Genomic DNA, 22,057 nt, shown 5'->3' with positions numbered 1-22,057 from the left:
CCCGGCACTCGTAGGAGTAGGACTCGATGTAGCCCGGCGCCACCTCGGTGGCACGCGGGACCGTCTCCATGGCGCGCTCCAGGTGGGCCACCCCGACATCGAGGTATCCCTGGACCAGCAGGGTGGAACCGAGGTTGTAGTCCGCCACCCACGCCTCGGGCCCCGAGCGGGTCCAGGTGAGCTGTCCCTCGAACCCGGTGCGGGCCCTGTCGTAGCCCGTGTCCTGGTAGGCGCGCACGGACGCCGCGGACCAGACGTGCAGGCCCGTCAGGAAGGTGGCCGCCAGGGCGAGGACGACCACGACCGGCATCGACCACCACAGTGGCCTCAGTGCGGACCGGGCACGCCTGCGCCGCCCTCGTCCGCCGGGCGTTGCGGCTCCCCCGCGTCCCGGACCGGCGGGAGGGGTGTCCCCCTCCCCACCGGAGGCATCTGCGGGGGGCGCGCCGAAGGGCACCAGCAACTCGTCACCGGGGTCCTGTCCCCGGTCCGCACCCCCGGGGGTGCGGACCGGGGACAGGACCCCGGTGACGAGTTGCTGGTGCCCTTCGGCGCGCCCCCCGCAGATGCCTCCGGTGGGGAGGGGGACACCCCTCCCGCCGGTCCGGGACGCGGGGGAGCCGCAACGCCCGGCGGACGAGGGCGGCGCAGGCGTGCCCGGTCCGCACTGAGGCCACTGTGGTGGTCGATGCCGGTCGTGGTCGTCCTCGCCCTGGCGGCCACCTTCCTGACGGGCCTGCACGTCTGGTCCGCGGCGTCCGTGCGCGCCTACCAGGACACGGGCTACGACAGGGCCCGCACCGGGTTCGAGGGACAGCTCACCTGGACCCGCTCGGGGCCCGAGGCGTGGGTGGCGGACTACAACCTCGGTTCCACCCTGCTGGTCCAGGGATACCTCGATGTCGGGGTGGCCCACCTGGAGCGCGCCATGGAGACGGTCCCGCGTGCCACCGAGGTGGCGCCGGGCTACATCGAGTCCTACTCCTACGAGTGCCGGGTGCGCACCAACCTGGCACTCGGCCTGGAGGGACAGGGGGACGCGCAGGCCGCGGACCTGGAGTGGGCGGGGGCGGCGGACCTCTACGAACGCTCCTCGGAGCTGCTCTCCCCCTGCCGCAGCATCGACACCTCACAACCACAGTCGGGCGACCCGCAGTCCGGTGACCCCCAGTCCGGTGCGGACGGGGGCGGCCAGTCCGGTGACCCCCAGTCGGGTTCGGATGGCGGGGAGGACGGTGAGCCCCAGTCGGGTCCGGACGGTGGTGGCCAGGGGGAACCCCAGTCCGGTGCGGATGGCGGGGAGGACGGTGAGCCGCAGTCCGGACAGGACGGTGGCGCCTCCCCCGAGCCCTCCGGCTCCGAGGGAGGGTCCTCCGGTGGGGACTCCTCGGGGGAACCGAGTGCGGATCCCTCTGCCGAACCGGGAGAGGGGTCCTCGGGTGAGCCGAGTGCGGATCCCTCCGGTCAGACCGGCACCGGGCAGCAGGGCGACCCGGGTGAGGAGGCGGAGAACGCCAAGGACCGCCTCGACGGGAAGGCACGGGACGCCCGGGAACGTGCCGAGGGAAGGTCCCCGTCGCCCCAGCCTTCAGGGGACCCGTCCCCCGAACCCTCCACAGCGCCCTCGGGAGAGCCCACCTCCGGCTCCTCACCGCAGCCGACACCGGGCGGGGACCCCACCGGGAGCCCCTCCGGGAACCCGACGCCCACGCCCAGCGCCTCACCGACCCCGGATCCGTTCGGCAACGAGACGGACCAGCAGCGCCGACGCCGCCAGGAGCTCGAACGTCAGCTGGAGCAGTCGCGCAACGACCAGGGGAACTCCTACGACCAGAACCGGTCCGGTCTGCCCAATGGCGGGTGGTGAGCCCCCGGCCGTGACCACGGGGTCGTGACCCGACCGTCATGCGGACGTGGGGTCCGACACACGCCGGGGTGGGGTGGACGGCACCCACCCGGCGCCGGGGCCCGCGGCGAAGTACCGGGCCGGGCCCGCCCGTCCGCACCGGGAGCGCCCGTGTTGCGGGCGGCCACACCGGTCGGATCCGGGGAGGCGTTACTGTGGTGCCGTGAAGGTCCTCCTGGTGGGCACCGGCGGGCGTGAACACGCACTGGCCCGTGCCCTGGTCCGAACCTCCGATTCCGTCGACCTGGTCGTCCAGGCCGGCAACCCCGGCATGGACGCGTTGGGCAGCGCCGTGGAGTTCACGGCGACCGACCCCGACGCGGTGGCCCGTGTCGCCCATGCGCAGGGTGTCGACCTGGTGGTCGTCGGTCCCGAGGCGCCCCTGGTGGCCGGTGTGGCGGATGCCGTGACCGCGGCGGGGATCCCCTGCTTCGGTCCATCCCGTGCCGCCGCCGAACTCGAGGCCTCCAAGAGCTTCGCCAAGGAGGTCATGGCCGCGGCAGGGGTCGCCACCGCGCGCTCCTTCACCTGCCACACGATGGACCAGGTCGGGGCCGCTCTCACCGAGCTCGGCGCACCCCACGTGGTCAAGGACGACGCCCTGGCAGCCGGCAAGGGAGTCGTGGTCACCGAGGACCGGAAGGCCGCCCTCGCCCATGCCGAGCACTGCCTCTCCCGCCCCGGTGGCGCGGTGGTCATCGAGGACTTCCTCGACGGCCCCGAGGTCTCCCTGTTCTGCGTGTGCGACGGGGAACGCGCCGTCCCCCTGGTGCCCGCCCAGGACTTCAAACGCCTGGGCGACGGCAACGAGGGACCCAACACCGGGGGCATGGGCGCCTACACCCCCCTGCCCTGGCTGCCCGCAGGCGTCACCCAGGAGGTCGTCGACACCGTCGCCGTGCCCACCCTGGCGGAGATGGCGCGCCGCGGCACCCCCTTCCGTGGCCTGCTCTACTGCGGCCTCGCCCTGACGCACCGGGGCATCCGCGTCGTGGAGTTCAACGTGCGCTTCGGTGATCCCGAGACCCAGGTGGTCCTGGAGCGACTCGAATCCCCCCTCGCCGACCTCCTGCTGGCCGCCGCCACCGGCGCCCTCGACACGGTGCCCGAACCGACCTGGTCCCCGGGCGCCGCGGTCACCGTCGTGCTCGCAGCACCGGGCTATCCCGACAACCCCCGCACCGGCGGCGTCATCGAGGGGATCACGGAGGCCGAGGCACTCCCCGGGGTCCACGTCATCCAGGCGGGCACTCGCCTGGTCGCCACGGACCAGGGTCCCGCCCTCGTCAGCGCTGGTGGCAGGGTCCTGGACGTCGTGGGGCGCGGGAGCGACATCCCCGCCGCCCGCGCGGCCGCCTACCGCGGTGTCGACGCCCTCCACCTCGACGGTTCCCAGCACCGCACCGACATCGCCACCTGGCCGGACGACCTCCTCGCCTGACCTCCTCCCCACCCGGAAAGGACCGCACATGACCGCCACCTCCGAGATCCCGGGTTGGGTGCACCTCTCCTCGGGCAAGGTCCGCGACATCCTCGCCCCCGAGGGTCCCCGGGCGGGTGTGGCCGTCGAGCACCCCGACCGGCTGCTCATGGTCACCACCGACCGCATCAGCGCCTACGACCACATCCTGCCCACGCCGGTCCCCGACAAGGGCAAGGTGCTCAACCAACTGTCACTGTGGTGGATGGAGCGGCTGGGGGACCTGGTCCCCAACCACGTCCTCTCCCTGGACGTGCCGGGTCCCGTGCGCGGGCGCGCCGTGATCTGCCGGGCCCTGGACATGGTCCCCGTCGAGTGCGTCGTGCGTGGGTACCTCACCGGTTCGGGGATCGTGGAGTACCGGGAGTCGGGGTCGGTGTGCGGGGTGCCACTGCCCGGGGGCCTCACCGAGGCCTCCCGGTTGCCGGAGCCGGTCTTCACCCCGGCCGCCAAGGCGGAGCTGGGCAGCCACGACGAGAACGTGTCCCTGGACCGCGTCGCCGACATGGTCGGGCGTGAACTCGCCGAGCGCCTGCGGGACCTCTCGATCGCCCTGTACTCGCGCGCCGCGGGGATCGCCGCGGAGCGCGGCGTCATCATCGCCGACACCAAGTTCGAGTTCGGACTGGACCCCGCCACCGGCGAGCTGGTGCTGGGCGACGAGGTGCTCACCCCCGACTCGTCCCGCTTCTGGCCCGCCGACGAGTGGGTCGAGGGGAGGGTCACCCCCAGCTTCGACAAGCAGTACGTGCGCGACTGGCTGACCTCGCCTGCCTCTGGGTGGGACCGGGCGGGGGACGTCGAGCCGCCCGCCCTGCCCGAGGAGGTCGTGGCCGCGACCCGCGGGCGCTACATCGAAGCCTTCCGCCGCCTCACCGGCGCGGAACCAGAACTGTGACCGGCACCCGCCGGGAACCGACCAAGGAGGACGCCGTGGGGCGAATCATCGTCGAAGTGATGCCGAAGCCGGAGATCCTGGACCCCCAGGGCAAGGCCGTCGGCTCGGCACTGCCGCGCCTGGGGATCACGGGCTTCACCTCTGTGCGCCAGGGGAAGTGCTTCCACCTGGGCGTCGAGGGCCCGGTCACCCCGGAGTTGCTCGAGGAGGCCAGGCGTGCGGCCGAGGCCGTGCTCTCCAACCCGATCATCGAGGACGTCGTGCGCGTGGAGGAGATCCCCGCGGACGAGGACGTGGCCGGGGGTGCCCGGTGACGCGCATCGGGGTCGTGACCTTCCCCGGGACCCTGGACGACCGCGACGCCGCGCGCGCCGTGCGCGTGGCCGGGGGAGAACCGGTGCGCCTGTGGCACAAGGACGCCGACCTGCAGGGCGTCGACGCCGTGGTGCTGCCCGGAGGCTTCTCCTACGGCGACTACCTGCGTTGTGGGGCCATCGCCGCCACGGCCCCCGTCATGGGGGCCGTCGTCGAGGCCGCAGGCCGTGGACTGCCGGTCCTGGGCATCTGCAACGGCTTCCAGGTCCTGTGCGAGTCCCACCTCCTGGAGGGGGCGCTGATCCGCAACGACCACCAGAAGTTCATCTGCCGTGACCAGGTCCTGCGCGTGGAGAACGCCGGCACCGCCTGGACCACCTCGCTGGAGGCCGGCACCGAGATCACCATCCCCCTGAAGAACGGCGAGGGTTCCTTCCAGGCCACCCCCGACACCGTCCACCGCCTGGAGGACGAGGGACGCGTCGTCTTCCGCTACGTCGACGTCAACCCCAACGGTTCCGCCCATGACATCGCCGGAATCACGAACGCCGCCGGCAACGTGGTGGGCCTGATGCCCCACCCCGAGCACGCCGTGGAGGCGGGTTTCGGCCCCCTCGCCGGTGACGACGAGGACGGGTGGTCCGCCCACGGNGTTGTGGCCGGTGGTGCGGATGCCGCGCACGCCCAGCGCCGGGTTGAACTCCTCCGAGAGGGTCGCGAAGGGGACGGGCTTGTCGGAGCCCGCGTCGAGCGTGCGCACGACGACCTTCGAGGAGGGGAAGGCGGCGAACACCGGCTCGTAGGACTCGGCCTGGGAGTCCACCGAGGGCTCGACCGGGGTGTTGAGGAAGAGCAGTTCCGTGCGGAACAGCCCCACACCCTCGGCCTCGCCCTCGGCCGCCGCGGCGGCCCCCGCCCCGTCCTGGACGTTGGCCAGGAGCTGGACCGGGACGCCGTCGGCGGTGTGGGCGGGCCCGTGCCACTGACGGATCACCTTGAGGCGCTCGGCGTCCTCGGCCACGGCCTGCAGGGCCTCGGCCTCGTCGACGCCGAGGGTGAGGGTGCCGCGGTGCGCGTCGACGAGGACGGGGGCGCCGTCCGGGATCTCGTCGAGCTCGCGGGCGGCGACGATGCAGGGGATGCCCAGTTGGCGGGCGATGATCGAGGTGTGCGAGGTCGGCCCGCCCACCTGGGTGGCGATGGCCACGTACAGCTCGGGGCGCAGGCCCGCGGTGTCGGCGGGGGAGAGGTCGTCGGCGAGGAGGACCACCGGGTGGTCCACCAAGGGGATGCCCGGCTCGGGCTCACCCTGGAGGTGGGCGATCACGCGGTCGCGCACGTCGCGCAGGTCCGTGGTGCGCTCCTCCATCAGCCCGCCGGCCTTCTCGAAGAGCACGATGAACTTCTCCGTGGCCGCCATGGTCGCCTGGACGGCGGGGGTGCCCTTGCGGATGCGTCCCGTCGCCTCCCGCTTCCAGGCGCGGTCCGTGGCCAGCGAGGCCGTGACGGTGAGCACCTCCGCGACGTGGCCCTCGGCCTCCGAGGCGCGCTTGAAGAGGCCGTCGGCCACCGCCTTGGTGGCGGCGTCGAAGTCGGCGACCGCCTCCTCCCGTTGGTCCTCCGGGAGCTCCGGAGCAGTGGCGGGGGGCATCGGCGGTCGGCGTGTCCACGCTGCGGGGGCGTAGGCGACTCCGGGGACGACGGGCGTCCCGTAGACCGTCGTCGTCGAGGTGGGCTCGGTGCTGTCAGTCATGATGACTCCTCATCGGTGAGTTGGCCCCAGCCTAGATGCTCGGGACGTGACCGTCATCTCATTTCCGTGCGACGTTCCCCACATGAAGCAACATGAACTCACAGTGGCTTCCTGTGGGTTTGTGGTGTACGGTGTGAGCCATCGATCGGAGCCCATGGTTGGGCCCCGGCCGCGGGTCCGGAACCGGGCCCGGTCGACGACGGAGTGGACGCGGATGTACGCAGAGGAGCGCCAGCAGGAGATCCTGCAGACGGTGGAGCACGAGGGACGGGTCTCGGTGTCCGCCCTCGCCCAGCGTTTCGCCGTCGCGACGGAGACGATCCGCCGCGACCTCGACACACTGTCCTCCCTGGGACTGCTCACGCGCGTCCACGGCGGGGCCATCCCCAGCCGCAGCGACGAGGAGCCGGACCTGCCCACCCGTCTGTCGACGAACACCGCGGCCAAGCGCCGCATAGCGCTCGCCGCGAGCGCCTTCCTGCCCAGCGGGACCAAACCCACCGTCCTCGTGGACGCGGGCTCCACCACCATCGAACTCGTGCCCCACCTCGCGGACCGCGGCCTGCGGATCGTCACCAATGCCCTGCCCGTCGCCGAGGCCGCGCTGGCCCTCGGCACCGTCGACATCGAGATCCTTCCCGGCAGCGTCCGGGGGCTCACCCATGCCGCCGTCGGCGTGGACACGGTCCGAGCCCTGTCCAGGATCCACCCCGACGTCGCCTTCATCGGGTGCAACGGGATGGGACCCGACGGGATCACCACCCCCGATCCCGACGAGGCCGCGACCAAGTCGGCGATGGTCCGGGCCGCGTCCCGCTGCATCGTCGTGGCCGACTCCTCCAAGGCGGGACAACGCCAACTGGTCACCTTCGCGGAGCTCGGGGAGATCGATGTCCTCGTCTCCGACACGTCCCTGTCCGATGCACATGTCCCCCTGTTCGAGGACAACGGAATTGAGGTAGTCCGCGCATGATCATCACACTCACCGCCAACCCGTCACTGGACCGGACCGTCACCCTGGCCGGGGAACTCGTCCCCGGAGGGGTCCACCGGATCTCCTCCGACGTCACCGGGCCGGGTGGCAAGGGCATCAACGTCGCCCTGGGCATCGCCCGGGCCGGCCTGGACGTCCTGGCCATCTTCCCGGCCGCCCCGGGGGATCCCCTGGTCGGGCTGCTCGACGGCCTGGGCCTGCCCCACCGCGAGACCCCGACCTCGGGTCGGGTGCGCACCAACCTGACGGTGCTCTCCGAGCCGGGGCTCACCACCAAGATCAACGAACCCGGCGCCACCCTGGACGCCGGGGAGGTGGAGGCCATGGAGGACGTCCTCGTCTCGGCGGTCTCGGAGGGCGACATCGTCATGCTTTCCGGCTCCCTCGCCCCCGGGATCCCCTCCGATGAGTACGCCCGCCTCGTCCCGCTCCTGCGGGCCAGGGGCGCATGGGTCGGGGTCGACACCTCCGACGACCCGCTGCTCGCACTGGCCGCCGCCGCACCGCAGGGTGCCCCCGACTTCCTCAAGCCGAATGCGGAGGAACTCGGTCAGCTCACCGGCGGTGACGGTGTGCAGCTGGAGGCCGCGGCGCGCGCCGGCGACCTGTCGGCGGTACGGGACGCGGCCCGCGACCTGCACGACTCCGGTGTGGGTGACGTCCTGGTGACACTCGGCGGGGCGGGCGCAGTCCTCGTCACCGACGAGGGCGCCTGGTTCGCACCCTCCCCCGATGCCCCCGTGGTCTCCACCGTCGGTGCCGGGGACTCGGCCGTGGCCGGGTACCTCATCGCGAAGTCCCAGGACGCCTCGCCCCAGGAGCGTCTGGCGCTGGCCGTCGCCTACGGGGCGGTCGCGGTCTCCCTGCCCGGCACCACCATCCCCGCACGGGCGGACGTCCACGAGGACGCCTCCACCGTCACCGAGATCTGACAACCACCACCCGCACCACCATTCCGGAGGAGGCTCCGGACCACGAGAGGAACGACGATGTCCGAACCACTCATCACCCCTGATCTGGTCAGGCTGGGGGTGGAGGTCACCGGGGACAAGCACGCCGTCATCGCTGCGATGGCGGACCTGGTCGCCTCCACCGGCCGCGCCGACCGGGCCGGACTCCAACAGGCGTTCGAGGACCGCGAGGCCCAGTTCGCCACCGGCATGCCCGGGGGGATCGCGATCCCCCACTGCCGTTCCGCCGCGGTCCACGAGGCGGCCCTGGGCCTCATCCGCCTGTCCACGCCCGTGGACTTCGGCTCGAAGGACGGTCCTGCCGACCTCATCATCGGCATCGCCGCACCGGAGGGCTCCGGCTCGGAGCACATGAAGCTGCTGGCCAAGCTCTCCCGCTCGCTCATCAAGGCGGACTTCGTGGCCGCGCTGCGCGCCGCCACCACCCCCGAGGAGGCGGCCGCCCTCATCCGCGAGGTCGTCGACCCCGCTCCCGCGGCCCCCGCCGCGACCGGGTCCCCGGCAACCACCGACCAGGACTCGACCGTGGGAGCCACTCCCGACGCCCCGGTGCTGCTGGCCATCACCTCCTGCCCCACGGGCATCGCCCACACCTACATGGCGGCCGAGAGCCTGGAGCAGGCGGCGAAGGACAAGGGCGTCGAGCTGCACGTGGAGACGCAGGGATCCGGCGGGATCACCCCCTTCGACCCCGACACCATCAAACGGGCGCAGGCCATCATCATCGCCGCCGACGTCAACATCTCCGGCCGCGATCGTTTCGCGGGCATGCCGCTGGTGGAGTCGGGGGTCAAGCGCGCCATCTCCGAGGGTCCCAAGATGATCGACGAGGCCGTCGCCGCCATCCACGACCCCGACGCCGATCGGGTCGCAGGCGCGGCCAGCGCCGGTGGGTCCTCGGCCTCCACCCCCGCCTCCGGCCACCACCAGGTCGGGTGGGGCAAGCGCATCCAGCAGGCGCTCATGACCGGCGTCTCCTACATGATCCCCTTCGTCGCCGCCGGTGGCCTCCTGATGGCCCTGGGCTTCCTGGTCGGTGGCTACGACGTCGCCTTCGTCTCCAACGACGTCGCGACGAAGTTCTCCCTGTGGAACCTCCCCGACGCCCAGACGTACCAGCAGAACGGGGCCGATGTCCTCACCCAGTACGCCGGGCTGCGCCTCTACCTGGGTGCGGTCCTGGCCACCCTGGGTGGTCTCGGCATGGGCTTCCTGGTGGCGGCCCTGTCCGGCTACATCGCCTTCGGGCTGGCCGGGCGCCCCGGCATCGCGCCCGGCTTCATCGGTGGCGCGGTCTCCGTGCTGGTCGGTGCCGGCTTCATCGGTGGTCTGGTGACGGGCATCCTGGCGGGCCTGCTGGCCCTGTGGCTCTCCTCCCTCAAGCCACCGCGGTGGTTGGCCGGTCTGATGCCGGTGGTGATCATCCCTCTGGTGACGACTTTCGTGGTCGGCGGGTTGATCCTGCTGTTCCTGGGACGTCCCCTGGCCGCGCTCATGACCGGACTCCAGGACACGTTGACCGGCATGACCGGGACCTCCGCGATCCTGCTCGGCATCATCCTGGGTCTCATGATGTGCTTCGACCTCGGTGGTCCCGTCAACAAGGCGGCCTACCTCTTCGCCACGGCCGGCCTCTCGGCCGGCACCGAGGCGTCCTGGCAGATCATGGCGGCCGTCATGGCCTCGGGCATGGTGCCGCCGCTGGCGATGGCCCTGTCCACCGCGGTGCGACCCAAGCTCTACACCCCGGCCGAGCGCGAGAACGGCACCACGGCCTGGCTGTTGGGAGCGGCCTTCATCTCCGAGGGCGCGATCCCCTTCGCGGCCGCGGACCCGCTGCGGGTCATCCCCTCGATGATGGCCGGTGGCGCCGTGACGGGCGCACTGTCCATGGCCTTCGGTGTGACATCGAAGGCACCCCACGGAGGCATCTTCGTGGCCTTCGCGATCGAGCCGATCTGGGCCTACGTGGTCGCCATCGTCGCAGGCGTCCTGGTGTCCGCGCTGGCGGTGACCGCACTCAAGCAGCAGGCCGCGCGCTCCCGCAAGGCAGCCGGTGACTCTGCCGTGGAGACCGTCGCAGCCTGAACCGATGTGCCGGGTCGCGGGTTGCCCCCGGAATTGTGGCCGGGAGCACCCGTGACCTCGTGCAGAGGTGCAAGAATCTAGATGTTCCTGGCCCGTGGGTGGTCAGGACCCGAGCAGAAGGAGAGGCCCATGGCCACACGTACCGTCAAAGTCGGAGCCAAGGTCGGGCTGCACGCCCGTCCCGCAGCGCTGATCGCCGAGGCAGCAGCGAAGCTGGAGCCCGAGGTGCTGCTGAGCGTTCCCGGTGGGGAGCCCGTCGACGCCTCCTCGGTCATGATGATCATGACCCTGGGTGCAGGTCACGGCGAGGAGGTCGTCGTCGAGTCCGAGGACGAGGAAGCCCTGGACACGATCGCGACGCTCATCGAGTCCGACCTCGACGCCTGAGTCATCGGGTGGACGCGCACGGCGTCCGGGAGGGGCCTCAGCTGGGGTCGATCTCCCGGGCGCCGTACCATTTCTTGGCACCGCGCACCGCGTAGCGCTGTGCGACGGCCACCAGGACGGCAGACACGGCCGCGAATGCGATCAGCTGCACCAGCTGGACGTCGTCATCGTCCTCGTGGGGGGCGTCGTGCCCCGTGACGGCCTTCCAACCGCCCTCGGCGACCTTGCTCGCCACGAATGCCGCCCCTGCCATCGCGCCCGCGCTCGCGAGCTTCCATCCGAGGTCCATGGGTCCTCCCCCTCAGTCGCGTTCCGGGGTGCACGCACTCCGTCTGTCCTCCTCCATCATGCCGCACCGCGGCGGGGCGTGCCGTCGCTGGGACGCCCGTCCGCACCGATAGGCTGGTCCGGGTCGAGACGAGGAGGCACGCGTGGGACGTGACAGCAGTATGCGGTGCGCCGCCGCGTTCCTCACGGTCGCGCTCCTGGGCGGGTGCACGGCCTCGGTGGATCCCCTGGCGGATCCCGGCCGCGACCCCTTCGCGCAACCGGTCGTGCCGAGCGCGCCCTCCTCGGGTGGCACCGGCACCGGGGCGGGTGCCGGCACCTCCGGTGCGCCCCAGCCCCGGCACGGACGGGGCGTCGTGACCGCAGTGGTCCCACAGGGGTCCGCCCTGTCGGACACCGCCGCCCGGGACTTCCGCTCCACCACCGGGTTCACGCTCCGCCAGGTCGAGGTCCCTGCCGATGAGCTCGCCCAGGGGGCCCCCCGGGGGACGCAGGCCGATGTGCTCCTCGGACTGGACGCGGGCGACGCGCTGGAGGCCGCCGCCGGGGGAGTGCTCGCCACCACGGCCCCCCAGGACACCACGACTCCGGAGGGCACCGCACTGGAGGGTGCCCCCGCCGCCACCGCCTACGCCCGCGACGACGTCTGCGTCCTGGCCGACACGGAGTGGTTCTCCGCGAACCGGAAGTCCCTGCCGACCTCGCTCTCCGAGCTGGCGTCGGGGACGTGGGCGGAGCTCCTCCTGGTCCCCGATCCCGCAGGCTCCGTGGAGGGACGCGCATTCACGAGGGCGGCCCAGGCCGAACTGGGCGGTGGCGTGGATGCCTGGTGGTCGGCACTGACCACGGGGGGTGTGCGCGCCGGTTCCGACGACGGACTCCTGAAGCTGTGGACCGCCTCGTCGGGGGCAGTGGAGGGGGGACGCCCCCTGCTGGTGGCGCGACAGTCGCTGTCCGCGGCCACACTCACCGACACGGGCACGGAGTCGACGTCCGTCGCGGTCCCGGGCACCTGCCTGGAGCGCATGCTCTACTCCGCCCCCACGCAGGACCCCGCGAACGCGGACGGTGCGGAGGCCCTGGTGGCATGGCTGAGGGGATCGAGCGCCCAGCGGGAGCTGGCCGCCGCGGGCGTGGCCCAGCCCCTGGCCGCGGAGGACGCCGAGGGGACCGTGATCGGGTGGTTCGCCCAGCCCACGGACGGTGCTGTCTCCCTGCCCGAGGACGAGGTCGCCGCCGCCCGGGAGCGGGCGCAGTCCTGGTCGAAGGGTCTGCAGGGCTCGGAGTAGGGCCGGGTCCTCCACCCCCGGGGAGCTCAGTCGTGCAGCATGCCCGGCTCCACCCGGCACTCCTCGCCGATGCGCATCGGGGCGATCGTGCCCAGGTCCCGCATCTCCTGCAGGCGTGGGACGACCCGGTTCCACACCGTCCACGGGTCCATCGTGTTGAGGTAGATGCGGGTGCCGCCCTCGAAACCTGCGACGGTCGAGATGCGCCACTTGAGCAGGATCCGCCACCGCATGGGCGTGTGCACGTCGGGGGGACGGTGGTACCACTCCTCGTTGCAGGGCACCTCCACCCCGGTCGCGGCGTGGGCGGCGTGGAGGATGTCGGAGATGGCGCGCATCTCCTCCTCGCCCACCTGCCAGGGGTTCGCCGGGGCGTGCAGCGGCCAGATGGCGAGTGAGGGGTAGCGGTGCCCGAAGCCGGCCATGAGGACGGCGTGCTCGTTCTGGGCGAGCACCAGCCTGCGGGTGGCCGCCACCTTGAGGATGTCGTCGTAGATGTCGGGATCGGAGCGCAGGCGCGTGAGTTCCGCCTCGGTCTGGACGGAGTGCTCGTCGATGGCGACCAGTTGCTTGTGCAGGTGGTCGAAGGAGGCTCCGGCAGGTTTGAGCCAGTTCTGGAAGGTGGCGACGTAGCGCACCGCCGGGTCCAGCCCGTAGAGGTCGGCCATGGCGCGCGCCGTGAAGTCGGTGTAGCGGTAGTGCTCCTCCGGGGTCAGGGTGCCCGAGCCCGCCAGCTGGTCATCGCTGGTCGCCCCGTCCACGAAGTGTCGTCGCGCGATGATGACGTCGTGGCCGCCGGAGAAGAAGCCATTGGCCTGCTGCAGCTTCGCGGAGTCCGTCATCGCCTCGAACTCGCCTTCCGACATGCCGCCGGCGAGCATGCGCGCACGCACCACGCGCATCACGTGCTCGTAGCCCATGTCGGAGGCCAGGTACTCCGCCATCCGGCGGTGCTCGGCCTCGGAGGGGAAGTGGTCGTGGTTGAGGTGCCAGTAGTTGTAGGAGACGATCTCGAACAGGTTCGGGATGCGTCGGAACTCCGCGACGGTGCGGGTGAGCTCATCAGCAGGGAGGTCGCGCAGTTCCTCCCAGGTCCCGTCCCCGCGGCGCACCAGGCGCGCCTTCTCCGGGGGGGTCTCCAGATAGCGGTCCTCGCAGAATGCGCACTCGAGTCCGTGGCACTCCGGGCGTACGGGTTCAGGCGTCCGTCGGGAGACGGACAGAGGGCGGTGACCCCGTCCGGGGACGGTCCACACCTCGGTCCCCGTCAGGAGGTTCTTCTGCTTGACCGTCCCATCCGCCAGCCGGACGATCGCATTGTCCCGGTGGGGGGTGTGCTCCTTTGCCATGTCCTCCAGCGTATCCCTCGCAGGCGGACCACTCCTCGCGCGGGGTGCAGGGTCGGGCCGTTGCGGGGTCGGTCGGGGCGGGGTCATGCGGTCGGGTCATAGGATCGGGGCATGTCGCGAGCCAGACTCTTCGAACCCGTCCTCGTCGGAGGCCTGGAGGTCCCCAGCCGCCTCTGGATGCCTCCCATGTGCCAGTACTCCGCAGCACCGGTCGGTGCCGGGATGGGGATGCCGGGGGACTGGCACCGTCTTCACTACGGCACCCGCGCCCTGGGTGGGGTGGGTGCCGTCATCGTCGAGGCGACCGCAGTGGTGCCCGAGGGACGGATCTCGGTCAACTGCCTGTGCTTCCACGAGGATGCCCGCATCCCCGCCTTCGGCGAGCTCGCGCGCCTCATCCACGCCGGCGGTGCGGCGGCGTTCATCCAGCTCAACCATGCCGGGCGCAAGGGCAGCGCCCGCGCGGGCTGGCTGGAGGGGCACGCAGGTGCCGAGGAGGGGGGCTGGCAGGTGGTCGCACCCTCGCCCATTCCCTTCGCGCCGGGATGGCCGGTGCCCCGCGAACTCACCGACGAGGACGTCCTCGGCGTGGTCGAGGCGTTCGCACAGGCAGCTCGTCGCGCGGTGGAGGCTGGCTTCGACGGGGTGCAGGTCCACGCGGCCCACGGCTACCTGATCCACCAGTTCCTCTCCCCGGCCTCCAACCACCGGACGGACCGGTGGGGTGGGGACTTCGGGGGCCGCACGCGTCTGGCGCGTGAGGTCGTGCGCGCGATCCGTGCTGCCATCGGTGATGCCGCCCTGCTGGTGCGTGTCTCGGCGACTGACTGGACCCAGGAGTACCCCGCCGACGGCCGGGCGGGGTGGACCCTGGAGGACACGCTGCGCCTGGCGCCGCTCCTGGTCGAGGACGGGGTGGACATGGTCAACGTGTCCACCGGCGGGAACGTCCACGACGCCCGCATCGCTGGCGGGCCGGGCTACCAGGTCTTCGCCGCTTCCGCGGTGCGTGACGTGCTGGGCGGGGGAGGCGGCAGGACTGTGCCGGTCGCAGCCTGCGGACTCGTCCTGGCGCCGGAGCAGGCCGAGCAGATCCTGGCCGACGGCCGGGCGGACGTGGTCGAGATCGGACGGGTGATGCTCACCGATCCGATGGCACCCCGGGTCTGGCGCGGTCGACTCCGGGTGGAGCAGGGATGGCCCGAGCAACTGCGGCGGGGCACTGCTCGCTGAGAGCGNGGTCCTGTGCGAGTCCCACCTCCTGGAGGGGGCGCTGATCCGCAACGACCACCAGAAGTTCATCTGCCGTGACCAGGTCCTGCGCGTGGAGAACGCCGGCACCGCCTGGACCACCTCGCTGGAGGCCGGCACCGAGATCACCATCCCCCTGAAGAACGGCGAGGGTTCCTTCCAGGCCACCCCCGACACCGTCCACCGCCTGGAGGACGAGGGACGCGTCGTCTTCCGCTACGTCGACGTCAACCCCAACGGTTCCGCCCATGACATCGCCGGAATCACGAACGCCGCCGGCAACGTGGTGGGCCTGATGCCCCACCCCGAGCACGCCGTGGAGGCGGGTTTCGGCCCCCTCGCCGGTGACGACGAGGACGGGTGGTCCGCCCACGGCGGCACCGACGGCCTGGGCATCTTCACCTCGGTCCTGCACTCACTGGTCGGCTGAAACATGCCGGCACCTGCACGAATGCCGCGCACGCCGCTGGCAGGCACCCGGCGGGGACGCGGTCCCGCTCCCGCCGGGTGCGTCGCCGTGCCCGCGGTGGCGGCACCGGGTCGATCCGATCACCGCACTGATCGGTCCGAGCGTGTCGTGCAGGTCGTGTGCACATCTGTCCACCACGTTGTCCACAGCTGTGGAGCGACATGCCGTCACCGTCCACACCCCTGTGGACGGCGGCTGTTGACAAGTCATTCAACGCGTGAATCGACGACCCCGCCGCGCCCTCGTCGACGCCCCCGAACGATCACCATTCCGATCACTCCGCCCACCCCCGACACGAACCGATGGAGCATGCCATGACCGCAGAGGTCACCCCCCTCACCCCGCGCGAGCTTCCCGACACCGTCGAGGACGCGGCCGCCACCTCCGAGCAGGACATGCCCTGGGCGGAGCTCGGGCTCAAGGCGGACGAGTACGCGCGCATCCGCGAGATCCTGGGGCGCCGCCCCACCAACGCCGAACTTGCCATGTACTCGGTGATGTGGTCCGAGCACTGCTCCTACAAGTCCTCCAAGAAGCACCTCGTCGAGCAGTTCGGCGCCAAGACCACCGACGCCATGCGTGAGCACCTGCTGGTCGGCATGGGGCAGAACGCCGGTGTGGTCGACGTCGGTCAGGGCTGGGCGGTGACCTTCAAGGTCGAGTCCCACAACCACCCCTCCTTCGTGGAGCCCTACCAGGGTGCGGCCACAGGTGTGGGTGGCATCGTGCGCGACATCATCTCCATGGGCGCGCGCCCCGTGGCCGTCATGGACCAGCTGCGCTTCGGGGCCATCGACCACCCCGACACCTCGCGTGTGGTGCACGGCGTGGTGGCCGGGGTCGGCGGGTACGGGAACTGCCTGGGCCTGCCCAACATCGGTGGCGAGACCGAGTTCGACCCCTCCTACCAGGGCAACCCCCTGGTCAACGCACTGTGCCTGGGGACCCTGCGCCACGAGGACATCCACCTGGCCAACGCCACGGGTGAGGGCAACCTGGTGGTCCTCTTCGGGGCGCGCACGGGCGGCGACGGCATCGGGGGTGCCTCGATCCTGGCCTCGGAGACCTTCGAGGACGGCATGCCCACCAAACGTCCCAGCGTCCAGGTGGGTGACCCCTTCATGGAGAAGGTCCTCATCGAGTGCTGCCTGGACCTGTTCCGGGCCGGTGTTGTCCAGGGGATCCAGGACCTGGGGGCCGCCGGCATCTCCTGCGCGACCTCCGAGTTGGCCTCCAACGGCGACTCCGGGATGCACGTGGACCTGGAGAACGTGCTCCTGCGTGACCCGACCCTGACCGCCGGCGAGATCCTCATGTCGGAGTCCCAGGAACGCATGATGGCGATCGTGCACCCCGAGGACCGCGAGGAGTTCTTCTCCGTCATCGACCGCTGGGACGTGGAGGCCTCCGTCATCGGGACACTGACCGGGGACGGGCGTCTCACCATCGACCACTTCGGCAGCCGCATCGTGGACGTGGATCCCAAGACCGTCGCGAACGAGGGGCCCGTGTACGACCGTCCCTACGCGCGTCCCTCCTGGCAGGACGCCCTGCAGGCGGACACGAGTGCCCGTCTGCCCCGCCCGGCGGATGCCGCCGAACTCGAGGGCGTCCTGCGCGAGGTCCTCGGGGACGTCAACCAGGCCTCCAAGGCGTGGGTGACCGACCAGTACGACCGGTACGTCCAGGGCAACACGGCCCTCGCCCAGCCCGATGACGCGGGCGTGGTCCGCGTCGACGAGGGGACCGGCCTGGGTGTCGCCCTGGCCACCGACGCCAATGGCTGGTTCACCAAGCTGGACCCCTACGAGGGCGCGCGCCAGGCCCTGGCGGAGGCCTACCGCAATGTCGCCGTGGTGGGGGCCCGCCCGGTCGCCATCACCGACTGCCTGAACTTCGGCAACCCGGAGGACGCGGACGCCATGTGGCAGCTGGTCACCGCGATGACCGGTCTGTCCGACGGCTGCGTCGAGCTGGGGGTGCCGGTCACCGGCGGCAACGTGTCCCTCTACAACTCCTCGGGCACGGAGAAGGGACAGCCCGACTCCTCGATCAACCCGACACCGGTGGTCGGCATGCTCGGCATCCTCGACGACGTCACGCGGGCGAACCCCTCGGGGTGGACCGAGGAGGGCCTGGCCGTCCTGCTGCTGGGGGAGACCCGCGACGAGATGGACGGCTCCGCCTGGGCCCGCATCGTCCACGGCCACCTCGGCGGTCTGCCGCCGCGCGTGGACTTGGGGGCGGAGGTCGCCCTGGGCAACGTGGTGAGGGCACTCACCGAGGCCGACGGTCCCGACGGCAGGCCACTCGTGCGCGCGGCCCACGACCTCTCCAACGGGGGCCTGGTCCAGGCGCTGGTGGACGCGAGCCTCCGCTTCGGAGTCGGTGGGTCCTTCGACGTCACCCAGGCTGCCACCCGTGACGGGGTGGGGGACCTGGAGATGCTGCTCTCGGAGTCCCAGGCCCGTGCGCTGTTGGCCGTCCCCGAGGGTGCGGTGCCCGCGGTCTTCGCCGCGGCCGAGGCCGAGGGCGTGCCGGTGGCGCGCATCGGGACGACCGGTGGCGACATGCTGGCCGTGACCGGGGCCGACCTGCTCGGCGACCTGGGCAACGGCGCGGGATGGATCGTCGACCTGGAGGAGTTGGGGGACTTCTCGGAAGCCGCCCTGCGCGACCGCTTCTGACCCTCCCCCTGCGCGAAGTCCGCTCCGTTCAGGGGTCGAGGTCCGCTCTGTTCGGAGGTTGAGGTCCGCTCTGTTCGGGGACAGGACGAGAGGGGAGCGGACTTCGGTGTGAGAACAGAGCGGACTTCGGTGTGAGAACTGAGCGGACTTCGGTGTGAGAACTGAGCGGACTTCGCCGCGGGGAGGGCGCGCGGGGGAGGAGGGACTCCTGAGCGGGGGGAACTCCTGTGCGTGTTGTGCGGGGTCCCACAGGCTCTCGGGGCGCGGGCTCTCGTGCCCACGGACGATGATGGTTGTTGATACCGCAACAGTCTTCGTCTCCGGAAGGACATCATGACCCACTCAGTCGCCGTCGTCGTCGGATCGGCCTCGCAGGACTCGCTCAACCGGCGCCTCGCCCGTGCCCTGCAGCTCGCCGCCCCGGAGTCGTTGGAGTTCATCGAGGCCGAGATCGCGGACCTGCCCTTCTACCGCCCCGAGTTCGACGCGGACTACCCGGAGATCGGTGTCCGGCTGAAGCAGGTCGTCGAGGAAGCCGACGCGCTCCTCTTCGTCACCCCCGAGTACAACAGGAGCATCCCGGCCGTGCTCAAGAACTCCCTCGAATGGCTCTCCCGTCCCAAGGGGACGAGTGCGCTGTCCGGCAAGCCGGCCATGATGGCCGGCGCGACGCCGGGTGGCGTGGGGACGGCCGTCGCCCAGGCCCAGCTCCGCTCCGTGCTGACCCACCTCGACGTCCGCCTGCTCGGCCAGCCCGAGCTCTACGTCCAGATCAGCAAGCAGCAGTTCGACGACGAGGGGCGCGCGACCCGCGAGGGCACCCAGGACTTCCTCGCCACCGCGATGCGTGCCTTCGCCGACCACATCGGGGCCGTGCTGGCCTGAACCGGCGGGACTGCGCGCGACCGGGGACGACGACCACGGTCCGGCCGGAGCCCGACCCACCCGGCCCACACACGGGAGGCGTGACATGACGACCCCACACAGGACGCCTGACGACAGCCACGTGTGGCAGGTGGTCGTCATCGGCGCGGGCCAGGCCGGGCTCGCCACCGCGCACGACCTGGTGGGACGTGGTCTGGTCCCGGGCGAGGACTTCCTGGTCCTCGATGCGGGTGAGGGGCCAGGGGGCGCCTGGCGCGAACGGTGGGACTCCCTGACCCTGGGCCGTGCCCACACCATCGCCAGCCTGCCGGGCATGCCGATGGGAACGGTGGACCCCGCGGTGCCCGCCTCGCAGGTCGTCGCCGACTACCACCGTCGCTACGAGGAGCGGTTCGCCCTGGGCGTCCTCCGCCCCGCGACGGTCCTCTCCGTGACGTCGACGGACCTCGCCGCACCCGCCCTCCTCGGAGGCACCGCCCGGCGCGGGCAGCCGGACATCGACGAGGGCGACCCCGCCGCCTCCGCCGGTCCCGACGCACCCGGGGCGGGCGACGGGGCGCGTGCACCGGTCACCGAAGGCCTCGCCGACGAGGAGGACCGCGCCCCGGTGCCACGTGACACACTGCTCTCCCTCCACGTCGAGGCCGGAGGGGGGCGTCGTCACCTGCTGTCGCGGATGGTCATCTCCGCGACGGGCACCTGGTCACGCCCCTACATCCCCTACATCCCCTGGGTCCCCGGTGCCCCGGACTTCCGGGGGCGCCAGCTCCACACGGTCGACTACGGGAGCGCGCAGGACTTCGCCGGGATGTCGGTGGTCGTCGTCGGGGGAGGACTCTCGGCCGTGCAGTTCCTCCTTGAACTCGCACCGGTGGCCGACACCGTCTGGGCCACCCGGCGTCCCCCCAACTTCACCGACGTCAGCTTCGACCAGGTCTGGGGCGCCGAGGTCGAGCGCGCGGTCGACCGGCTCACGGCCACGGGCGAGCCGCCGGCCTCGGTGGTGCGCACGACGGGCATCCCGCGCGAGCCCGCCTACCTGCGCGGCATCGCGGAGGGGGTCCTGGTCAGCCGGGGGATGTTCGACCGGATCGGGCCCCGCGGCGTGCGCTTCTCACCGGCCGCCACGTCACAGGACCCGGCCGGACTGGGCCCCGCCACCCCGACCGGTGCCGGTCTGGTCGAACCGGACTCGTGGCGGCCCTTCACCGGTCCCACCTGGGTCGACGTGGACGTGATCTTCTGGAACACCGGCTTCCGTGCGGCCACGGGACACCTCTCACCCCTGCGGCTGAGGGAACCCGGCTCCCGCGGCATCCACATGGACGGCCGGGTGTCGGTGGCCAGGGATCCCCGGGTGCTGCTGGTCGGTTACGGCTCCAGCGCCTCCACGCTCGGCGCGACGCGTGCGGGCCGCGAGGCCGCCCGCGTGGCGCTCTCCCGCCTGACGGGCAGCTCCCGCCGGGGAGCGCGCTCCTGACCCCTCAGGACCGGTGGGCGCCGTGGGCCCACGAGGGCGGTGCCGACCGACTGTCCGCGGCCGACCCCTCCGGGGCCCCAGGGGCCCCGGAGGGCCGAGAGGGGCGGACGGGCGCCTCCGGGAGTGGTCCTCACGGGGGGACCCGGGAGCGCTGCGACCTACGATGGGTGGGTGCCCAGAAGACGTGTGGATCCCCGGGACGGCATGGAAGCACTGCGGGCCTGGCAGGCCGATCCCGCGGCGGTGCCGCGACGCACGGTGTTGACGGCCGTCCGCTTCAGCCTGGAGGAACTCGGTGAACTGCACCCGGGACGCTCCGTCGAGGTGCGTGTCCCGCCCGCGGGCGCGGTCCAGATCCTCCCGGGGACGGTGCACCGGCGGGGGACCCCCCCTGCCGTGGTGGAGACGGACATGCAGACGTGGCTCGCCCTCGTCAGTGGGGACGTCCACTGGGAACAGGCCGAGACGGAGGGACGTGTCCAGGCATCCGGGGAGCGGACCGACCTGGCGCCCTACCTCCCGGTGTTCACCCGGCCCTGAGGCGGCGTCGCCGACCGTCCCCGCGTCCGTCGGCGCCCGCAGAGGACTGCCTCCCCACGCCTGGGGTGCGCGGTTCCGGTCGCCGGAGCCGGACACCCACGTCTGACCGAAACGGCAGTCCCCGGGAGCCCCCACCCAGGGGAGCGCGCCCCGACGGTGTGAGGAGGCACGCCTCCCCACTGTGGGGAGGCGTGCCCCGGTCAGATGAGTCCGAGGGCCGTGCGGGCCCGGTCGCGGGCGTCCTTCGCGTCGCGGGAGCCCTTCACCGCTTCGGCAGCGGCCCGGCACTGGGCCAGGGTCACCTGGGAGAGTTCGGCACCCACGGGCGGGATGGCGTTGGTGGCCATCGACAGGCTCGTGATGCCCATGCCCGTGAGCACGCAGGCCAGCAGCGGGTCGGCCGCGGCCTCGCCGCACACGCCCACGGGCTTGTGCTGCACCTTGCCCTCCTCGGCGGTGCGGGCGATCAGTGCCAGCACCGCGGGCTGCCACGGGTCCGTGTACTCCGCCAGGTGGGGGGACATGCGGTCCGCGGCCATCGTGTACTGGGTCAGGTCGTTCGTGCCGATCGACACGAAGTCGACGACCTCGAGGAACTGGTCGATGAGGATCACCGCGGAGGGCACCTCGATCATGATCCCGGCCTTCAGGCCGCGCTCGCGGACGAGTCCGCTGAACCACTCGGCCTCGGGGATGGTGGAGACCATCGGGGCCATGACCCACACATCCGTGCCGGGCTGGAGCTTCGCCGCCTCGGCGATCGCGTCGAGCTGGTGGATGAGGAGCTTCTCGTTGTGGCCGGTGGTGCGGATGCCGCGCACGCCCAGCGCCGGGTTGAACTCCTCCGAGAGGGTCGCGAAGGGGACGGGCTTGTCGGAGCCCGCGTCGAGCGTGCGCACGACGACCTTCGAGGAGGGGAAGGCGGCGAACACCGGCTCGTAGGACTCGGCCTGGGAGTCCACCGAGGGCTCGACCGGGGTGTTGAGGAAGAGCAGTTCCGTGCGGAACAGCCCCACACCCTCGGCCT

The 22,057-nt window shown here is 71.8% G+C and carries 17 protein-coding genes and 4 pseudogenes; 16 read left to right on the top strand and 5 right to left on the bottom strand.

Annotated features, from left to right (window positions below; all coding sequences use genetic code 11):
• A pseudogene (locus BQ9890_RS15900) lies at window positions 1-310 on the bottom strand (hypothetical protein); the annotation flags it as partial.
• 378 nt (window positions 311-688) lie between these two features.
• Between BQ9890_RS15900 and BQ9890_RS09360 the strand changes: the two are divergent.
• The 5 genes and pseudogenes from BQ9890_RS09360 to purQ all read left to right on the top strand — a co-directional run.
• Window positions 689-1,867 carry a hypothetical protein gene (locus BQ9890_RS09360; protein WP_075891063.1) on the top strand — a complete coding sequence of 393 codons (1,179 nt, stop codon included), beginning with the start codon at window positions 689-691 and terminating at the stop codon, window positions 1,865-1,867.
• Window positions 1,868-2,069: 202 nt separating this feature from the next.
• Entirely contained in the window at window positions 2,070-3,347 is a 1,278-nt protein-coding gene (gene purD, locus BQ9890_RS09355) for a phosphoribosylamine--glycine ligase (protein WP_075891061.1), read from the top strand.
• A gap of 28 nt (window positions 3,348-3,375) precedes the next feature.
• Window positions 3,376-4,284 carry a phosphoribosylaminoimidazolesuccinocarboxamide synthase gene (locus BQ9890_RS09350; RefSeq protein WP_078062351.1) on the top strand — a complete coding sequence of 303 codons (909 nt, stop codon included), beginning with the start codon at window positions 3,376-3,378 and terminating at the stop codon, window positions 4,282-4,284.
• 35 nt (window positions 4,285-4,319) lie between these two features.
• Window positions 4,320-4,598 (top strand): phosphoribosylformylglycinamidine synthase subunit PurS, encoded by a 279-nt coding sequence (locus tag BQ9890_RS09345; protein WP_075892984.1) that lies wholly within the window; start codon window positions 4,320-4,322, stop codon window positions 4,596-4,598.
• Window positions 4,595-5,224, top strand: a pseudogene (gene purQ, locus BQ9890_RS09340) (phosphoribosylformylglycinamidine synthase subunit PurQ); the annotation flags it as partial. The gene BQ9890_RS09345 and the pseudogene purQ, both read left to right, overlap by 4 nt.
• Window positions 5,225-5,317: 93 nt before the next feature.
• Here the strand turns inward: purQ and BQ9890_RS14870 are convergent.
• Window positions 5,318-6,352 (bottom strand): annotated as a pseudogene (locus tag BQ9890_RS14870) (PEP-utilizing enzyme); the annotation flags it as partial.
• Window positions 6,353-6,566: 214 nt separating this feature from the next.
• Here BQ9890_RS14870 and BQ9890_RS09320 point away from each other — a divergent pair.
• From BQ9890_RS09320 to BQ9890_RS09305, 4 genes are all read left to right on the top strand, one after another.
• Window positions 6,567-7,325 carry a DeoR/GlpR family DNA-binding transcription regulator gene (locus BQ9890_RS09320; RefSeq protein WP_075891057.1) on the top strand — a complete coding sequence of 253 codons (759 nt, stop codon included), beginning with the start codon at window positions 6,567-6,569 and terminating at the stop codon, window positions 7,323-7,325.
• On the top strand, window positions 7,322-8,278 hold the full coding sequence (locus BQ9890_RS09315; RefSeq protein ID WP_075891055.1) for a 1-phosphofructokinase family hexose kinase: 957 nt from the start codon (window positions 7,322-7,324) through the stop codon (window positions 8,276-8,278). Before BQ9890_RS09320 ends, BQ9890_RS09315 begins: the two co-directional genes overlap by 4 nt.
• Window positions 8,279-8,335: 57 nt before the next feature.
• Window positions 8,336-10,405, top strand: coding sequence for a PTS fructose transporter subunit IIABC (locus tag BQ9890_RS09310; RefSeq protein ID WP_075891053.1), 2,070 nt, complete (start codon window positions 8,336-8,338; stop codon window positions 10,403-10,405).
• A gap of 129 nt (window positions 10,406-10,534) precedes the next feature.
• Entirely contained in the window at window positions 10,535-10,792 is a 258-nt protein-coding gene (locus BQ9890_RS09305; protein ID WP_075892982.1) for an HPr family phosphocarrier protein, read from the top strand.
• A gap of 37 nt (window positions 10,793-10,829) precedes the next feature.
• Here BQ9890_RS09305 and BQ9890_RS09300 read toward each other — a convergent pair whose 3' ends face one another.
• Window positions 10,830-11,081: a DUF4235 domain-containing protein gene (locus BQ9890_RS09300; protein WP_075891051.1), complete on the bottom strand. Its 252-nt coding sequence runs from the start codon at window positions 11,079-11,081 to the stop codon at window positions 10,830-10,832.
• A gap of 142 nt (window positions 11,082-11,223) precedes the next feature.
• Between BQ9890_RS09300 and BQ9890_RS09295 the strand changes: the two genes are divergently transcribed.
• Window positions 11,224-12,369: a substrate-binding domain-containing protein gene (locus BQ9890_RS09295; RefSeq protein WP_143226292.1), complete on the top strand. Its 1,146-nt coding sequence runs from the start codon at window positions 11,224-11,226 to the stop codon at window positions 12,367-12,369.
• Between the two features lie 26 nt (window positions 12,370-12,395).
• On the opposite strand, the gene BQ9890_RS09290 is transcribed toward BQ9890_RS09295, so the two are convergent.
• On the bottom strand, window positions 12,396-13,718 hold the full coding sequence (locus tag BQ9890_RS09290; protein WP_075891049.1) for a DUF4921 family protein: 1,323 nt from the start codon (window positions 13,716-13,718) through the stop codon (window positions 12,396-12,398).
• Between the two features lie 111 nt (window positions 13,719-13,829).
• Here BQ9890_RS09290 and BQ9890_RS09285 point away from each other — a divergent pair, with 111 nt between their 5' ends.
• The 6 genes and pseudogenes from BQ9890_RS09285 (at window position 13,830) to BQ9890_RS09260 (ending at window position 21,030) form a co-directional block, all read left to right on the top strand.
• On the top strand, window positions 13,830-14,951 hold the full coding sequence (locus BQ9890_RS09285; protein ID WP_075891039.1) for an NADH:flavin oxidoreductase/NADH oxidase: 1,122 nt from the start codon (window positions 13,830-13,832) through the stop codon (window positions 14,949-14,951).
• Between the two features lie 7 nt (window positions 14,952-14,958).
• Window positions 14,959-15,399: pseudogene (locus BQ9890_RS09280) on the top strand (phosphoribosylformylglycinamidine synthase subunit PurQ); the annotation flags it as partial.
• 353 nt (window positions 15,400-15,752) lie between these two features.
• A complete protein-coding gene (purL, locus tag BQ9890_RS09275) occupies window positions 15,753-18,125 on the top strand; it encodes a phosphoribosylformylglycinamidine synthase subunit PurL (RefSeq protein ID WP_075891047.1) in 2,373 nt (790 codons plus the stop codon).
• A gap of 333 nt (window positions 18,126-18,458) precedes the next feature.
• On the top strand, window positions 18,459-19,010 hold the full coding sequence (locus BQ9890_RS09270) for an NADPH-dependent FMN reductase (RefSeq protein ID WP_075891045.1): 552 nt from the start codon (window positions 18,459-18,461) through the stop codon (window positions 19,008-19,010).
• A gap of 85 nt (window positions 19,011-19,095) precedes the next feature.
• Window positions 19,096-20,490 carry an NAD(P)-binding protein gene (locus BQ9890_RS16305; RefSeq protein WP_075891043.1) on the top strand — a complete coding sequence of 465 codons (1,395 nt, stop codon included), beginning with the start codon at window positions 19,096-19,098 and terminating at the stop codon, window positions 20,488-20,490.
• 171 nt (window positions 20,491-20,661) lie between these two features.
• Window positions 20,662-21,030 carry a sterol carrier family protein gene (locus BQ9890_RS09260; protein WP_075892978.1) on the top strand — a complete coding sequence of 123 codons (369 nt, stop codon included), beginning with the start codon at window positions 20,662-20,664 and terminating at the stop codon, window positions 21,028-21,030.
• 200 nt (window positions 21,031-21,230) lie between these two features.
• Here BQ9890_RS09260 and BQ9890_RS09255 read toward each other — a convergent pair.
• On the bottom strand, window positions 21,231-22,057 hold an 827-nt coding region (locus BQ9890_RS09255), incomplete at its 5' end, for a phosphoenolpyruvate--protein phosphotransferase (protein ID WP_143226431.1).

Source organism: Actinomyces provencensis (genome assembly GCF_900155435.1).
Classification (GTDB): Bacteria; Actinomycetota; Actinomycetes; order Actinomycetales; family Actinomycetaceae; genus Pauljensenia; species Pauljensenia provencensis.
This window is presented reverse-complemented; position numbering and strand designations above follow the sequence as displayed.

Excerpts from the sequence above, each read along its gene's own strand:
- BQ9890_RS09315 (WP_075891055.1), top strand. The coding sequence starts at position 7,322 with ATGATCATCACACTCACCGCCAACCCGTCACTGGACCGGACCGTCACC.
- BQ9890_RS09285 (WP_075891039.1), top strand. The coding sequence starts at position 13,830 with ATGTCGCGAGCCAGACTCTTCGAACCCGTCCTCGTCGGAGGCCTGGAG.
- BQ9890_RS16305 (WP_075891043.1), top strand. The coding sequence starts at position 19,096 with ATGACGACCCCACACAGGACGCCTGACGACAGCCACGTGTGGCAGGTG.
- BQ9890_RS09290 (WP_075891049.1), bottom strand. The coding sequence starts at position 13,718 with ATGGCAAAGGAGCACACCCCCCACCGGGACAATGCGATCGTCCGGCTG.
- BQ9890_RS09310 (WP_075891053.1), top strand. The coding sequence starts at position 8,336 with ATGTCCGAACCACTCATCACCCCTGATCTGGTCAGGCTGGGGGTGGAG.
- BQ9890_RS09305 (WP_075892982.1), top strand. The coding sequence starts at position 10,535 with ATGGCCACACGTACCGTCAAAGTCGGAGCCAAGGTCGGGCTGCACGCC.
- BQ9890_RS09270 (WP_075891045.1), top strand. The coding sequence starts at position 18,459 with ATGACCCACTCAGTCGCCGTCGTCGTCGGATCGGCCTCGCAGGACTCG.
- BQ9890_RS09350 (WP_078062351.1), top strand. The coding sequence starts at position 3,376 with ATGACCGCCACCTCCGAGATCCCGGGTTGGGTGCACCTCTCCTCGGGC.
- BQ9890_RS09320 (WP_075891057.1), top strand. The coding sequence starts at position 6,567 with ATGTACGCAGAGGAGCGCCAGCAGGAGATCCTGCAGACGGTGGAGCAC.
- purL (WP_075891047.1), top strand. The coding sequence starts at position 15,753 with ATGACCGCAGAGGTCACCCCCCTCACCCCGCGCGAGCTTCCCGACACC.
- BQ9890_RS09300 (WP_075891051.1), bottom strand. The coding sequence starts at position 11,081 with ATGGACCTCGGATGGAAGCTCGCGAGCGCGGGCGCGATGGCAGGGGCG.
- BQ9890_RS09360 (WP_075891063.1), top strand. The coding sequence starts at position 689 with ATGCCGGTCGTGGTCGTCCTCGCCCTGGCGGCCACCTTCCTGACGGGC.